General features: G+C 71.8%; 15 protein-coding genes. 7 read left to right on the forward strand and 8 right to left on the reverse strand.

Features of this window, described 5'->3' with window-relative positions:
* Window positions 1–16: 16 nt before the first annotated feature.
* The 3 genes from dusB to AOM04_RS08085 form a co-directional block, all read right to left on the reverse strand.
* Window positions 17–1,180: a tRNA dihydrouridine synthase DusB gene (gene dusB / locus AOM04_RS08075; protein ID WP_228373666.1), complete on the reverse strand. Its 1,164-nt coding sequence runs from the start codon at window positions 1,178–1,180 to the stop codon at window positions 17–19.
* 490 nt (window positions 1,181–1,670) lie between these two features.
* Window positions 1,671–2,879 carry a YibE/F family protein gene (locus tag AOM04_RS08080; RefSeq protein ID WP_062464255.1) on the reverse strand — a complete coding sequence of 403 codons (1,209 nt, stop codon included), beginning with the start codon at window positions 2,877–2,879 and terminating at the stop codon, window positions 1,671–1,673.
* Between the two features lie 20 nt (window positions 2,880–2,899).
* Complete coding sequence (locus AOM04_RS08085; protein WP_062464256.1) at window positions 2,900–4,285, reverse strand: glycine--tRNA ligase; 1,386 nt, start codon at window positions 4,283–4,285, stop codon at window positions 2,900–2,902.
* A 229-nt stretch (window positions 4,286–4,514) separates the two neighbouring features.
* Here AOM04_RS08085 and AOM04_RS08090 point away from each other — a divergent pair, with 229 nt between their 5' ends.
* The 5 genes from AOM04_RS08090 to AOM04_RS08110 are packed head-to-tail and all read left to right on the forward strand — an operon-like array spanning window position 4,515 to window position 8,049.
* Window positions 4,515–5,456 (forward strand): metal ABC transporter substrate-binding protein, encoded by a 942-nt coding sequence (locus AOM04_RS08090; RefSeq protein ID WP_228373667.1) that lies wholly within the window; start codon window positions 4,515–4,517, stop codon window positions 5,454–5,456.
* Window positions 5,449–6,273, forward strand: coding sequence for a metal ABC transporter ATP-binding protein (locus AOM04_RS08095; RefSeq protein ID WP_228373668.1), 825 nt, complete (start codon window positions 5,449–5,451; stop codon window positions 6,271–6,273). The genes AOM04_RS08090 and AOM04_RS08095 overlap by 8 nt, the downstream gene beginning before the upstream one ends.
* A complete protein-coding gene (locus AOM04_RS08100; RefSeq protein ID WP_439645064.1) occupies window positions 6,270–7,103 on the forward strand; it encodes a metal ABC transporter permease in 834 nt (277 codons plus the stop codon). The genes AOM04_RS08095 and AOM04_RS08100 overlap by 4 nt, the downstream gene beginning before the upstream one ends.
* Complete coding sequence (locus AOM04_RS08105; protein ID WP_304512011.1) at window positions 7,100–7,501, forward strand: Fur family transcriptional regulator; 402 nt, start codon at window positions 7,100–7,102, stop codon at window positions 7,499–7,501. The genes AOM04_RS08100 and AOM04_RS08105 overlap by 4 nt, the downstream gene beginning before the upstream one ends.
* Window positions 7,501–8,049 (forward strand): DedA family protein, encoded by a 549-nt coding sequence (locus AOM04_RS08110; protein ID WP_062464257.1) that lies wholly within the window; start codon window positions 7,501–7,503, stop codon window positions 8,047–8,049. The genes AOM04_RS08105 and AOM04_RS08110 overlap by 1 nt, the downstream gene beginning before the upstream one ends.
* 6 nt (window positions 8,050–8,055) lie before the next feature.
* Here the strand turns inward: AOM04_RS08110 and AOM04_RS08115 are convergent, their stop codons facing one another.
* The 3 genes from AOM04_RS08115 to AOM04_RS08125 form a co-directional block, all read right to left on the reverse strand.
* Window positions 8,056–8,814, reverse strand: coding sequence for an isoprenyl transferase (locus AOM04_RS08115; RefSeq protein ID WP_062464258.1), 759 nt, complete (start codon window positions 8,812–8,814; stop codon window positions 8,056–8,058).
* 61 nt (window positions 8,815–8,875) lie between these two features.
* Window positions 8,876–9,607, reverse strand: a complete 732-nt coding sequence (gene recO / locus AOM04_RS08120) for a DNA repair protein RecO (protein ID WP_062464259.1) — start codon at window positions 9,605–9,607, stop codon at window positions 8,876–8,878.
* A 30-nt stretch (window positions 9,608–9,637) separates the two neighbouring features.
* On the reverse strand, window positions 9,638–10,288 hold the full coding sequence (locus tag AOM04_RS08125; RefSeq protein ID WP_062464260.1) for a TetR/AcrR family transcriptional regulator: 651 nt from the start codon (window positions 10,286–10,288) through the stop codon (window positions 9,638–9,640).
* A 103-nt stretch (window positions 10,289–10,391) separates the two neighbouring features.
* Between AOM04_RS08125 and AOM04_RS08130 the strand changes: the two genes are divergently transcribed.
* On the forward strand, window positions 10,392–11,402 hold the full coding sequence (locus tag AOM04_RS08130) for an NAD(P)-dependent alcohol dehydrogenase (protein ID WP_228373669.1): 1,011 nt from the start codon (window positions 10,392–10,394) through the stop codon (window positions 11,400–11,402).
* A 26-nt stretch (window positions 11,403–11,428) separates the two neighbouring features.
* Complete coding sequence (locus tag AOM04_RS08135; RefSeq protein ID WP_062464261.1) at window positions 11,429–12,157, forward strand: DUF4386 domain-containing protein; 729 nt, start codon at window positions 11,429–11,431, stop codon at window positions 12,155–12,157.
* A 154-nt stretch (window positions 12,158–12,311) separates the two neighbouring features.
* Here the strand turns inward: AOM04_RS08135 and AOM04_RS08140 are convergent, their stop codons facing one another.
* A complete protein-coding gene (locus tag AOM04_RS08140) occupies window positions 12,312–12,848 on the reverse strand; it encodes a hypothetical protein (RefSeq protein WP_062464262.1) in 537 nt (178 codons plus the stop codon).
* Window positions 12,845–14,584, reverse strand: a complete 1,740-nt coding sequence (gene leuA / locus AOM04_RS08145) for a 2-isopropylmalate synthase (RefSeq protein WP_062464263.1) — start codon at window positions 14,582–14,584, stop codon at window positions 12,845–12,847. Before leuA ends, AOM04_RS08140 begins: the two co-directional genes overlap by 4 nt.
* Window positions 14,585–14,750: the final 166 nt, after the last annotated feature.

Raw genomic sequence — 14,750 nt, forward strand, 5'->3', positions numbered from 1 at the left:
GGCGTGCGGGCGGCGCTCAGCCGCCGGAGACGCTGAGCTCGGCCTCGCGCAGGCGCAGCTCGAGGTCGGGCGTGATGTCCTGCGTGTCGAGCCAACCCTCGGGGCACGCGGGCACGCGCGGCGAGCCCTGACGGCCGCGCGGGCCCTCGGCCTCGGCGCCCGGGTAGGCGGCGTCCAGGTCGAGCGTGTCGAGGATCTCGCGCAGCTCGGCGAGCGTCGAGATCAGGCCAAGCGCGCGGCGGGTCTCGCCGCCAACTGGGTAGCCCTTGAGGTACCAGGACATATGCTTGCGCAGCTCGCGCATGCCCTTGTCCTCGTCGTCGCCGAAGTGCTTGATCATCAGCTCGCCGTGGCGGTAGATCGCGTCCGCGACCACGCGCAGTCCCGGCTTGACGCGGTCCTCGCGGCCCTCGAACGCGGCCTGGAGGTCCGCGAAGAGCCACGGGCGGCCCATGCACCCGCGCCCGACCACCACGCCGTCGCAGCCGGTCTGCTCGACCATGCGCAGCGCGTCCTCGGCCTGCCAGATGTCACCGTTGCCCAGCACCGGGATGGTGGTGATGGCGTCCTTGAGGCGCGCGATCGCCTCCCAGTCGGCGGTGCCGGAGTAGTACTCGGCGGCGGTGCGGGCGTGCAGCGCGACCGCGGCGGCGCCCACCTTCTCGGCGGTGCGGGCGGCGTCGAGGTAGGTGAGGTGATCCTCGTCGACGCCCTTGCGCATCTTCACGGTCACGGGGATGTCGAACTTCGAGGCCTCGCGCACGGCGGCCGTGACGATGTCCTTGAACAGGTCGCGCTTCCACGGCAGCACCGCACCGCCGCCCTTGCGCGTGACCTTGGGCACGGGGCAGCCGAAGTTCATGTCGATGTGGTCGGCGCGATCCTCCTCGGCGATCATCTTGACCGCCGCGCCGATGGTCGCCGGGTCGACCCCATAGACCTGCACCGAGCGCGGGGTCTCGTCGGGGTCGTGGGCGATGATGCGCAGGGACTCGGGGGTGCGCTCGACGAGCGCGCGCGAGGTCACCATCTCGGCGACGTAGAGGCCGCCGCCGTGCTCGCGGCACAGGCGGCGGAAGGCGGCGTTGGTCACGCCCGCCATCGGGGCGAGGACCACCGGCGTGTCGACCTCGAGGGGGCCGATGCGCAGCGGCGGCAGGAGGCGGGTGGTCGAAGACATGGGGTCCATTGTCTCAGGTGGCTCGGGGAGGGACGCCGCGGGGCGGGTCGGACTGCGCACTCAGCAACTTTGAGAATCCGCAGTGCAAAGGCGCGCGGTTTCCGCGGTGCGGCTCAAAGTTGCTCTCCGGCGCCGCGCCGATGCGCAGCCGTCAGCCGACCCGCTCAGCAACTTTGAGAATCCGCAGTGCGAACCAGCGCCGTTTCCGTGGTGAGGCTCACAGTTGCGCGCGGGTGGCGCGCAGGCGCTCTCGCGCCCGGGCCGCTGAGGGAAAGCCCGGGCGCGAGGCGCCGTGGCGCTGCGACCAGGCGCGCTGCCACGACGTTCACAAGGGGACGCCGCATCCTGCTCTGTCCCCCAGGTAGGCGCTGAACGCGCCCACGAATGCCCGCCACGTCAAGCGTGTCTGTACGCCCCGCACGCGTCAAGAAGAATCGCCCAAAACGGTGGAAAACAGCACGAAAGCGGCGCGCGCATCGCGAGTACGACCTCAGTCGTCGGATTCGGGGCCCACGACGGCGACCGCTTCCCCACCGGCAGGCGCTTCCCCACCGGCGGGCACCACCGCATCGTCGCGCTGCTCGCCGCCGAATCCGACGATGAGCGCGCCGATCGCGGTGGTGAGCGGCACCGCGAGCACGAGCCCGATCGAGCCGACGAGCGTGCGGACCACCTCGCCCGCCAGCTCGGATGAGGTGATGGCGACCCCCACGGGGTTGTCGTAGACGGCGATGAGCATGATGAGCGGCAGCGAGGCGCCGACGTACGCGAAGGCGATCGTGTAGACGGTCGACGCGATGTGGTCGCGGCCGATGCGCATGCCGCGTCGGAACAGCTGCCACGGCCCGAGGTCGCGCCGCGCCGCGCCCAGCTCCCACACCGCGGAGGCCTGCGTGATGGTCACGTCATTGAGCACGCCGAGGCCCGCGATCATGAGGCCGCACAGCGCGAGGCCGTGGAGCGAGATGCGTCCCTCGACCACCGCGATACCGATCTCCGCCTCGGAAGGCACGCCGGGGATGCGCGCGGCGGTCACGGCCCACGTGCCGAGCAGCGCCGTCATGATGAGGCCCGCGATGGTGCCCAGGTACGCGGTGGTGGTGCGGGCGTTCACGCCGTGGGCGACGTAGAGCAGCACGAAGAGCGCCCCGGCCGAGGTGACGAGCCCGACGACGGCCGGGTTCGCGCCGTCGAAGAGCGCCGGGACCGTGTAGAGCGCGATGATGCCGAACGCGAGCGCGAGGCCCAGCAGCGCGCCGAGCCCTCGCCACCAGGCGACGGCCAGCACGAGCGCGACGTAGACGATCAGCAGCGCGATCATCGGCGACGCGCGCTGGAAGTCGGAGAAGATGAGGTCGCCCTGGCCGACGTCGATCGCGGTGATCCGGTCGCCGGGCTCGAGGGTGAGCGACGCCACGCCGGGCGGCGCCATCGTCCGCTGGCCCTCCTCGCCCGCGGTGGTCACGTCGACCACGGACGCGCCCGTCTCAGGGTCGACCGAGACCACCTCGCCCTCGACCCTGACCGTGCCCTCGGCGTAGAACGGCTCCGAGCCGAGGCGGTCGAGCGACGACGGCCACGTCATGGCCGCGCCCACGATGACGGCGGCGACCACCCCCACCACGAGCCCCCACAGCAGGCGCGACACGGCGGGTGTCGCGCGCGGCGGGGTATCGGAGTGGGAGTGGCCGGCGCCCATGGCTGGTGTCCCGGAGGGCGCTACGCGCCGATGAGGCGCTGCGCGAGGTAGCCGGAGACCTGCGACAGGGCCACGCGCTCCTGCTGCATGGTGTCGCGGTCGCGGATGGTGACGGCCTGGTCGTCGAGCGTGTCGAAGTCGATGGTGATGCAGTACGGCGTGCCCACCTCGTCCTGGCGGCGGTAGCGCTTGCCGATGGACTGCGTGACGTCCACGTCGATGTTCCACGCGCCGCGCAGCTCCTTGGCCAGCGCCTCGGCGGTGGGGACCAGGTCCGCGGACTTCGACAGCGGCAGCACCGCGGCCTTGATGGGCGCGAGGCGGTGGTCGAGGCGCAGGACGGTGCGGGTCTCGGTGCCGCCCTTCGCGGTTGGGACCTCCTCCTCGGTGTAGGCCTCGACCAGGAATGCCATGAGGGAGCGGGACAGGCCGGCCGCCGGCTCGATCACGTACGGCACGAAGCGCTCGTTGGTGGCCGGGTCGAGGTAGGACAGGTCCTTGCCGGAGTGCTTGGCGTGCGTCGACAGGTCGAAGTCGGTGCGGTTCGCGATGCCCTCGAGCTCGCCCCACTCGGAGCCCTGGAAGCCGAAGCGGTACTCGATGTCCGTGGTGCCCTTGGAGTAGTGCGAGAGCTTCTCCTGCGGGTGGGCGTACAGGCGCAGGTTGTCCTCGGAGATGCCGAGGCCCGTGTACCAGTCCTTGCGGGTCTGGATCCAGTGCTCGTGCCACTCCTCGTCGGTGCCGGGCACCACGAAGAACTCCATCTCCATCTGCTCGAACTCGCGCGTGCGGAAGATGAAGTTGCCGGGCGTGATCTCGTTGCGGAACGACTTGCCGACCTGCGCGATGCCGAACGGGGGCTTCTGGCGCGCGGTGCGCATGACGTTCTCGAAGTTGATGAAGATGCCCTGCGCGGTCTCGGGGCGCAGGTAGTGCAGGCCCGACTCGTCCTGGCTCACGCCCAGGTAGGTGCGGAGCAGGCCGTTGAACATCTTGGGCTCGGTCCACTGGCCGCGCGTGCCGCAGTTGCCGCACGCGATGCCGGCGAGGCCGCCCTCGGGAGCGCGGCCCTTCTTCTCCTCGAACTCCTCGATGAGGTGGTCCTCGCGGAAGCGCTTGTGGCAGGACAGGCACTCGACCAGCGGGTCCACGAACGCCGCGATGTGGCCCGAGGCCTCCCACACCTGCGGCGGCAGGATCACGGACGAATCGAGGCCCACGATGTCGTCGCGCGAGGTGACCATCGCGCGCCACCACTGGCGCTTGATGTTCTCCTTGAGCTCCACGCCGAGCGGCCCGTAGTCCCACGCGGAGCGCGTCCCTCCGTAGATCTCGCCGCAGGGGAACACGAAGCCGCGGCGCTTCGCGAGCGAGATGACGTTGTCGAGACGGCTGGGTGCGGCCACGTTGATGCTCCTTGTGGAGGGTCGGATTTGCTCGCGTCAGTCTAGCGGCGGGCCGGCAGGGGGACGATGCGCGGGTCGGGCGGGCGGCGCGGGGTACCGCACCGTGAGCCGCCTGCGCCGGTGGTACCAATCGCCACGTTCTGGGCCAGATTCGTGGCGATTGGTACCAATGGCCCGCTTCAACCCCGCCTTATCGACAATGATTATCAATTGCAGTACAGTCGTCGTCATGCAGATGAACACCCGCCGCACCGGCACGCTCGTCGCCGTGGCCGCCGTCTCGACCCTGGCCCTCGCAGGCTGCTCCGCCGACCCGATCGTGGGCGGCGCATCGTCCACCGACCCGAACGCCGCGCTCACGGTCGCCACCGCCTTCTACCCGCTGGAGTACGTCGCCCAGCAGGTGGGCGGCGACCTGGTGTCGATCGTGTCGATGACCCCTGCCGGCATCGAGCCCCACGACGTCGAGCTCTCCCCCGCGACCGTCCGCAAGCTCGGCACCGCGGACCTGGCGCTCTACCTCTCGGACTTCCAACCCGCCGTCGACGACGCGGTCTCGACCACGGGCGTCCAGGCGCTCGACGCGGCGTCCGTGGTGACGCTGCACGCCCCCGACGAGCACACGGACGACGAGGCGCAGACGGGCCACGACCACGGCACGCTCGACCCGCACTTCTGGCTCGACCCCGAGCTGCTCGCGAAGTACGGCGACGCCGTCGGCGAGGCGTTCGCGAAGGCCGACCCCGCGCACGCGGAGACGTACACCGCCAACGCGCAGGCGCTGCACGCCTCGCTCGACGCCCTGAACGAGGACTACACGACGGGCCTGGCGAGCTGCCAGCGCGACACCTTCGTCACGAGCCACGAGGCCTTCGGCTACCTCGCCGACGCCTACAACCTCACGCAGGTGCCCATCGCCGGGCTCGACCCCGAGTCGGAGCCGTCGCCCGCGCGCATCCTCGAGATCAAGAAGGTCATCGAGGACACCGGCGCCACCACCGTGTTCACCGAGTCGGCGGTCAGCGCGACCGTCGCGCAGTCGCTCGCCGACGACCTGGGTGTGACCACCGAGGTGCTCTCCCCCGTGGAGACCGTCGCGAACGGCGACGACTACATTGGCGTCATGACCAGGAACCTCACGACGCTGGAGGGTGCGCTCGGCTGTGAGTGATCCGGACCTGACAGCGGACCTCCCGCCCTCGCTTGTCGAGGCGCGGGACGTCCGCGTCTCCCTGCAGGGCACGGAGATCCTGCACGGCGTCGCGCTGACGGCCCGTCCGGGCGAGGTGGTCGCGCTGCTCGGCGGCAACGGCTCCGGCAAGTCGACGTTCGTGCGCTCCATCGTGGGCGCCCTCCCCACCACCGCGGGCACCATCGACCTGTTCGGGCGCCCCGCCTCGCCCGCCTCGCGGGCGCGCCTCGGGTACGTCCCGCAGCGCGTGAGCGCGGCCGGCGGCGTGTCCGCGACGGCGCTCGAGGTGGTGACCTCGGGCCTGCTCGGCAGCCGCGACGGCGCCGCGCGCTTCGGGGCGCGCCTGCGCGGCCTCGTCCCGCCGCGCGACGCCCACGCGCGCGCCAGGGCCGCGCTGCGGTCGGTCGGCATCGAGGACCTCGCCAAGCGCGACGTGTCGCGCCTGTCGGGCGGCCAGCAGCAGCGCGTGCTCATCGCCCGCGCCCTCGTGCGCCGGCCCAAGCTGCTCATCCTCGACGAGCCGATGGCCGGCGTCGACCTCGAGTCGCAGGTGCAGTTCTCGCACACCGTGGGCCACCTAAAGCACGACGGCGTCGGCGTCGTCATCGTCCTGCACGAGCTGGGCGCGATGGCCCACCACATCGACCGCGCGGTCGTGATCGAGCGCGGCTGCGTCACGTTCGACGGCCCGCCGCCCAAGGACCTGGGCGTGCACGCGCTGCCCGGCCACGACCACGAGCACCCCCACACGGACCCGCCGTCACGCGACGGCGGCCTGGGACTGGAGGGACCGTGAGCCTCCTCGCCGAACCCCTGATCCAGCGCATGCTGCTGGTCGGCCTGCTGGTCGGCCTCGCCGCACCCGTCATGGGCACCTACCTGGTCCAGCGCCGCATGGCACTGCTGGGCGACGGCATCGGCCACGTCGCCCTCGCGGGAGTCGCCGCCGGCTGGCTCGCCGGCAGCCTGTTCGGCCTCGCGCAGCAGGACGCGCTCGCCATCCCCGGCGCGATCGTGTTCGCCATCGGCGGCGCCGTCATCATCGAGCGCATGCGCTCGCGCGGCACCGCGGCGGACGTCGTCATGGCGATCCTGTTCTACGGCGGCATCGCCGGCGGCGTCCTGCTCATCGGGCTCGCCGGCGGCTCGAACGCCAACCTGCTCGGCTACCTCTTCGGCTCGATCTCGACCGTGACCTGGGGCGACGTGTGGATGAGCGTCGGGCTTGCCGCGGCGATCCTGCTCATCGGGCTGGGCCTGCGCACCGCGCTGTTCGCGGTCACCCACGACCAGGAGTTCGCACGCTCGACGGGCCTGCCCGTCGAGGCGCTCAACATGGTGGTCGCCGTCCTCGCGGCCGTCACCATCACGGTCGCGATGCGGGTGGTCGGCGTGCTGCTCGTGAGCGCGCTCATGATCGTCCCCGTCGCGATCGCCCAGCTGCTCACCCGGTCCTTCGCGCGCACCATGCACGTCGCGATGGGCATCGGAGCCGTGCTCACGCTCACCGGCATCTGGATCACGATCTTCTACGACGTGCAGCCCGGCGCGCTCATCGTCACCCTCGGCGTCCTCGCGTACGTGGCCGTGGCCGGCGTCACCTCGATGGCACGGAGGGGCACGTGACCGCCACGCGCATGACGCGTCAGCGCCGCGAGATCCTCGACGCGCTCGACACCCGCGACTTCCGCTCCGCGCAGTCGTGGCACGAGCGCCTGCGCACCACCGGCTCGGGCGTGGGCCTCGCGACCGTCTACCGCGCGCTCCAGGCGCTGGCCGAATCCGGCGAGGTCGATGCGGTGGTCGCCGAGTCCGGCGAGACGCTCTACCGGCGCTGCGAGGCGGGCGAGGAGCACCACCACCACCTCCGCTGCCGCGTGTGCGGCAAGGCCGTCGAGATCGACGTCCCGTCCTTTGAGGAGTTCGCCGCGCGCCTCGCGGCGGAGCACGGCTACGCCCGCATCGACCACACGATCGAGCTCACCGGCGTCTGCCCGGACTGCACCGCCGAGGGCCGCGCCTGATGCCCGGCATCCCGCGCTTCGTCGAGGACGGCCCCTGGTGGTGGTTGTTCGGCGCGCTCGTCGTGATCGTCTTCGTGCGCACGCAGGCGACCTACTGGATCGCGCGCTGGGCGCGCGCCGGCGCGGACGCGGTCGCCGACAAGGCCGAGGCCCAGCACAGCAAGCGCGCCCGCATCGCCCGCCGCTTCTCGGGCCCCGCGATGACCAAGGCGCAGGCGTTCACCGAGCGGTGGGGCTGGATCGCGATCCCGCTGTCCTTCCTCACGCTCGGCATCCAGTCGCTGGTCAACGGCGGCGCCGGGTACGCGCGCATGCACTGGGGCCGGTACACCGCCGCGATGCTGCCCGGCTGTCTGCTGTGGGCGCTGTCGTACGAGGTCATCGGCTTCTCCGCGTGGCAGGCCTTCACCACGTCGCCGTGGGTCCTCCTGGGGAGCCTTCTGCTGGTCGGCGCACTCGTGTGGCTGGTGGTCGCGAGGCGGCGCCGCGCGAACGGGACGTCGGACGATGCCCCGGCCGACGCATCGTCCCCCGTCGCGGACGCCTGACGCGCCTCAGGCGGCGCCGAAGCGGCGGTTGCGCCGCGCGTACTCCTCGATCGCGGCCCACAGGTGGGTGCGGTCGACGTCGGGCCACAGGGTGTCGCTGAACACGTACTCGGCGTAGGCCGCCTGCCAGGGCAGGAAGTTGCTCGAGCGCTGCTCGCCGCTCGAGCGCCAGAACAGGTCGACGTCGGGCATGTCGGGCTCGTCCAGGTGGGCCGCGAGGGTCTTCTCCGTGACCTTGGACGGGTCGAGCTCGCCCGCGGCGACCTTGAGCGCGATGGCCTTCGCGGCGTCGGCGATCTCGGCGCGACCGCCGTAGTTGACGCACATGGTGAGCGTGAGGGTGGTGTTGTCCCGGGTCATCTCCTCCGCGCGCTCGAGCTCCGTGATGACCGACTTCCACAGCTTGGGGCGGCGGCCGGCCCAGCGCACGCGGACGCCCCAGCTGTGCATCTCGTCGCGGCGGCGGCGGATCACGTCGCGGTTGAAGCCCATGAGGAAGCGGACCTCGTCGGGGCTGCGCTTCCAGTTCTCCGTGCTGAAGGCGTACGCGCTGAGGTGGGTCACGCCCACCTCGATCGCGCCGGCGACCACGTCGAGCAGCGACGCCTCGCCGCGCTCGTGGCCCGCGGTGCGCGGCAGGCCCCGCTCCTTGGCCCAGCGGCCGTTGCCGTCCATGACCACGGCCACGTGCTTCGGCACGGCGTCCTTCGGGAGGGCGGGCGGGGTCGCGCCGGAGGCGTGCGTGAAAGGGGGCAGGACGGTCACGGTCGAAAGCCTATCGGCGGACGATGCGCGGGCGGGGTCGAGCGGCCCGGCCACCGGGACGCTACGACCGGTCGACGTGCCCCAGGCTGCGGACCTTCCGCTCCAGGTGGAACTGCGTGTACGCGGCGATGAGGCCGGCGGACTCGCGGCGGTGGCGGTCGTCGGACGCGTCCGCGGCGGCCCAGTCGCCGCTCAGCAGCGCCTCGAGCAGGGAGAACGTCTCGGGGGCGGGGGCCGCGGCACCCGGCGGGCGGCACGCCTCGCACACGGCCCCACCCCCGGCGACCACGAACGCGCGGTGCGGGCCGGGACGGCCGCAGCTCGCGCAGTCGGAGAAGCTCGGCTCGTAGCCGGCGAGCGAGAGCGAGCGCAGCAGGTAGCTATCGAGCACGAGGCCGGGCTCGTGGGCGCGGCGGCTCAGCGTGGCGAGCCCGCCGTGGAGCAGGCGGTACTGGTCCCATGCGGGCTCGCGCTCGTCGTCGACCAGCTTGTCCGCCATCTCGACCATCGCGGTCGCGGCGGTGAACATCCCGTAGTCCTCGGCGATGCGCCGCGCGTACGGCTCCTTGGTCTCGACCTGGCTCACGATGTCGAGGTTGCGGCCCTCGTACAGCTGCACGTCGACCAGCATGAACGGCTCCATGCGCGCGCCGAGCCGGCTCGAGGTGCGGCGCACGCCCTTCGCGACGGCGCGGATCTTGCCGTGGCGCCTGGTCAGCATCGTGACGATGCGGTCCGCCTCACCCAGCTTGTGGGTGCGGAGGACGATCGCGTCGTCACGGTAGAGGGGCACGGTCCATTGTCCCGCGTCTCAGGCGGGGCCCTAGGCCGCGGCGCGCGCGAGACCGTCGAGCAGCAGGTCGAGCCCGTAGTCGAACGAGTCCCCGAAGTTGAAGCCCGGCTGCATCGCATGCTCCATCGCGAAGCGTGTGAGCATCGGGTAGGCGGCCGGGTCGAAGGCGGAGGCGATCTCCCCCGCCAGCTCCGCGTCCTCCTGCCCACGCTGCACCGCGAGGTTCGCCTCCTGCATCGCGAAGCCGTAGACGAAGCTGTCGAGCACGGCGTAGGCGTGCGCGACGAGCGGCAACGGCATCCCGGCGCGGTCGAGCGTCGCCAGCACCGCCTCGTGGTGCGCGAGCAGCTCGGGCCCCGGGTGGTGCCGGGACTCGAGCAGCGGCACGGACCATGGATGGCGCGCGAGCACCTCGCGCGCGGAGCGGCAGCGCACGCGCATCGCGTCCCTCCACTCGAGCTCGACCGGGGGCTTCTCCATCTCCGCGAAGACGATGTCCACCATGCCGTCAAGCAGCGCCTCCTTGCCGGGCACGTGGTGGTACAGCGTCATCGGCTTGGTGCCGAGCGCGTCGGCGAGCGACCGCATCGTGAGCGCCTCGAGCCCCTCGCGGTCCGCGAGCTCCATCGCCGCGGCGAGCACCGTCTCCCGCGCCAGCCTGCGTCGTGCCTGATCAGCCATCGGATCCGCTCCAGACCTTGCGTTTCGTACTAAGTACGCCTACGGTCGAGCATAGCAAGTCGTACTTAGTACGAAACACTTCGACACGAGCAGGAGCACCGACATGACCGCCACCGTCCCCACCTCCGCCACCACCACGATGCGGGCCGCCGTCCAGCGCAGCTACGCAGGACCCGAGGCGATGCACCTCGAGACCGTCGAGGCACCCACGCCCGGTCCCGGCGAGGTCCTCATCCAGGTCCGCGCCGCCGGGATCGACCGCGGCGTCTGGCACCTCGCCACCGGACGCCCGCTCGTCATGCGGGTCATCGGCTTCGGCCTGCGCCGGCCCCGTCGGCCCATCGCGGGCGGCGATGTCGCCGGAGTCGTCATCGGCATCGGCTCCGGTGTGACCCGCTTCGCGCTCGGCGACGAGGTGCTCGGCGCGGCGGCGGGCTCCTATGCGGAGCTCGCGGTCGCGCAGGAGTCCGCCCTCGCGGCGAAGCCCTCTTCGCTGAGCTTCGCGGAGGCCGCGGCCACGCCCGTCTCGGGCGTCACCGCGCTCAAGGCGGTCGAACGCGCGGGCATCGAGCCTGGCCAGCGGGTGCTGGTCCTCGGCGCCTCCGGCGGGGTCGGCTCGTTCGCCACGCAGCTCGCGGTCGCGGCCGGCGCTCAGGTCACCGGCGTCGCGAGCGCCGCCAAGGCGGCCATGGTGCGCGCGCTCGGTGCGACCGACGTGATCGACTACCGGGCCACGGATGTCACGTCCCTCGACCACGAGTTCGACGTGATCATCGATACCGGCGGCCTCACCCCGCTGCGCCGGCTCCGCCGCATCCTGTCCCCCGCCGGCACGCTCGTCATCGTCGGCGGCGAGGGCGGCGACGCGCTCATGGGCGGAACCATGCGCGCGCTCCGTGCCCCCCTGGCCGCGCTGTTCACCCGGCAGCGGCTCATGGGCCTCATGTCGATCACCACCGCGGAGCCGCTCGAGGCCCTCACCGCGCGCATCGTCGCCGGGGACGTGCGCCCCGCGCTCACCCGCACCTACCCGCTCGCGGAGGCACCCGCGGCCCTCGCCGACCTCGCCGCCGGCCGGATCGCCGGCAAGGCCGCGATCGTCGTCGCCCCCTGACACTCGCCCCACGCAAGGAGACCGCCATGACCACCACCGCATCGTCCACCCGCCTGGCCCGCTGGGCCGGCGCCGGCTACCTCGCGATCTTCGCGCTCGCGATCCCGACGAACTTCGTCGTGCTCGACCGGCTCGTCACGCCCGACGATCCGGCCGCGACGCTCGCTGCCATCGCCACCCACGACGGCGCGATGCGGTTCGGCATCGCGGCGTTCCTCACCATCGCCGTCATCGACATCGCGATCGCGTGGGCGCTCCACGTGCTGCTGCGCCGCACCGGCGAGCAGCGCTCGCTCCTCGCGGCCTGGCTGCGCCTGGCCTACGGCGTGATCTTCGCCGGGGCCGTGACGTTCCTCGCGGTCGCGCTGCGCGTCGCGACGGGCGACACCGGCCTCGGGGACGATGCGCGGGCCGCCGCCGTGAGCACGGCCCTGGCCGCGTTCGACGCGGCCTGGCTGATCGGGCTCGTGGCGTTCGGCCTCCACCTCGCCCTGGTGGGTCGGATCCTGGTCGGGGCGCGGCTCGCTCCGCGGGCGCTCGGCGTCGGGCTCGGGATCGCGGGGATCGCCTACGTGGCCGACACCTTCGCCCACGTCCTGGTGCCCGACTACGCCGCGATCGCGGGCGTGATGCTCGTCGTGGTCGCGGTGCCGTCGACGGTCGCGGAGATGTGGCTCACGGTGTGGCTGCTCGGCGGGGCGGAGCGCCGCGGCGCCCGGTCGCGCACCGTGCGGGCCGAGGCCGTCCCGGCCTGACCGGGTCCGGCGCGCGCCGACGACCGCTCCCCTGACCGCTCCCCACACACGCGGGCCCCGCATCGTCCCTCGCGCTGCAACTCGCGCGATGACACGCGACCAGCGCGCCGCCAGGTGCAGATCTCGTGTGGGAAGAGGTCGAGGGCGGGGCTTCCTACAGGTCGCCGGTCTCGTCCGCCGCGGGCTCGCTGAAGACCAGCACCTCGACGTCCGCGCCCGTGAGCGCCTTGGCCACCTCGTCGTCGGTGGGGTTGTCGGACAGCCCGCCGAGCACCGCGGCGGGGTCCTTGAGCGCGACCACGGTCGACACGATCATGCCGTCCGTGACGTCGCCGACGAGGATCGCGCGGCACGCGCTCGCGTCGTCGCCGTTGACCGAGTCGTCCCAGCACAGCGCCTTGCTGACGTCCTCGCCACCGGCGTTGTCCGCGAGCAGGTCCTTGAGGATCGCGTCCGCCGTGGTGATGAACGTGCCGTCCGGGGTGCCGGTCCAGCACGCGACCTCGGCATCCGCCGCCTCGGCGCCGATGCCCGCCATCTTGGTGGTGTCGTCGCAGCTCACGGCCTCGAGCCCGAGGCCCGAGAGGTCGGGCAGCGTGGTGTCGGGCGTGGGCGAGCCGCACGCCGCGAGCGTCGCCGCGACCAGGACGGTCGCGGCGACGGCTCCGGCGAGCCGGGTGGCGACCCTCATCGACCCTCGCGGTTGACGGCCGAGATGATCGCCTTGAGCGTGGCCGTCGTGATGGACGGGTCGATGCCGACTCCCCACAGGATCTGGTCGTCGATGGCGCACTCGACGTACGCGGCGGCGGTGGCGTCGCCGCCCGTGCTCATCGCGTGCTCGTGATAGTCGAGGACCTCGACCTTGACTCCGCGCGTGGCGAGCGCGTTCACGAACGAGGCCACCGGGCCGTTGCCCGAGCCCTCGACCGTGACGGAGGCACCGCCGTCGGTGATGTCGGCCGCGAGCGTGTCGGGGCCCGTGTCGGAGGAGGTGGCACGGGTGCCGACAAGCGCGAGACGGCCCCACTTCCGAGCGGGATCGGCGGCCGGCAGGTACTCGTCCTCGAAGATCCGCCAGAGGTGGTCGGCCGACATCTCGGCGCCCGTCGCATCGGCCTCACGCTGGACCACGCGCGAGAACTCGATCTGCAGGCGACGCGGCAGGTCGAGGCTGCGCTCGTTCTTCAGCAGGTACGCGACGCCGCCCTTGCCGGACTGCGAGTTGACGCGGATGACGGCCTCGTAGGAGCGGCCGACGTCCTTGGGGTCGATCGGCAGGTACGGCACGGCCCAGACCAGGTCGTCGACCTCGACGCCCTGCTTCTCGGCCTTGGCGGCCATCGCCTCGAGGCCCTTCTTGATCGCGTCCTGGTGCGAGCCGGAGAACGCCGTGAAGACCAGGTCGCCGCCCCACGGGTGGCGCGGGTGCACGTCGAGCTGGTTGCAGTACTCGACGGTGCGGCGCACCTCGTCGATGTCCGAGAAGTCGATCTCCGGGTCGATGCCCTGGCTGAAGAGGTTCATGCCCAGCGTGACCAGGTCGACGTTGCCGGTGCGCTCGCCGTTGCCGAACAGGCAGCCCTCGATGCGGTCCGCGCCGGCCATGTACCCCAGCTCGGCGGCCGCGACGGCCGTGCCGCGGTCGTTGTGCGGGTGCAGGGACAGGACCACGCTGTCGCGGTAGTCGAGGTTGCGGTTCATCCACTCGATCGAGTCGGCATACACGTTGGGCGTCGCCATCTCGACCGTCGCGGGCAGGTTGATGATGACCTTGCGGTCGGGCGTGGGCTTCCAGACGTCGAGGACGGCGTTGCACACGCGGACGGCGTAGGCCAGCTCGGTGCCCGTGTAGGACTCGGGGCTGTACTCGTAGAACACCCGGGTGTCGGGGATGGTCTCCTCGTACTTCTGGCACAGCATCGCGCCGTGGGTGGCGATGTCGAGGACCTCGTCCTCGTCCGCGCGGAAGACCACCTCGCGCTGGAGGATGCTCGTCGAGTTGTACAGGTGGACGATCGCCTGCTTGGCGCCCCTGAGCGACTCGTAGGTGCGCTCGATGAGGTGCTCGCGGGCCTGGGTCAGCACCTGGATGGTGACGTCCTCGGGGATGCGGTCCTCGTCGATGAGCTTGCGCACGAAGTCGAAGTCGGTCTGGCTCGCGCTCGGGAAGCCGACCTCGATCTCCTTGTAGCCCATCTTCACCAGGAGCTCGAACATGCGCAGCTTGCGCTCCGCGTCCATCGGCTCGATGAGGGCCTGGTTGCCGTCGCGCAGGTCGACCGCGCACCAGCGCGGGGCCTTGGTGATGGTCGCGCCGGGCCAGGTGCGGTCAGGCAGGTCCACCTGGATCTGCTCATGGAAGGGCACGTACTTCTTGACGGGCATGGGGGACGCGGTCTGCGCGCCGCCGGTGTAGTGGCTCATGGGTTTTCCTCGCTGCTCGCGGTTGTCGCTGGGGTCCTCGGCCGGCAGGACTGTGGCCGCGACGAGGAACCGACCTGGTCTAGGCCTCGTCGCGGCACATAAGCAGCGAGCGTGCACGCATGGGTCCACCATAGCGGACGGTTTCCAATGACATTTGTGACGGGTG

It is taken from the genome of Demequina soli (assembly GCF_000971195.1).
In the GTDB taxonomy this organism is placed as follows: domain Bacteria; phylum Actinomycetota; class Actinomycetes; order Actinomycetales; family Demequinaceae; genus Demequina; species Demequina soli.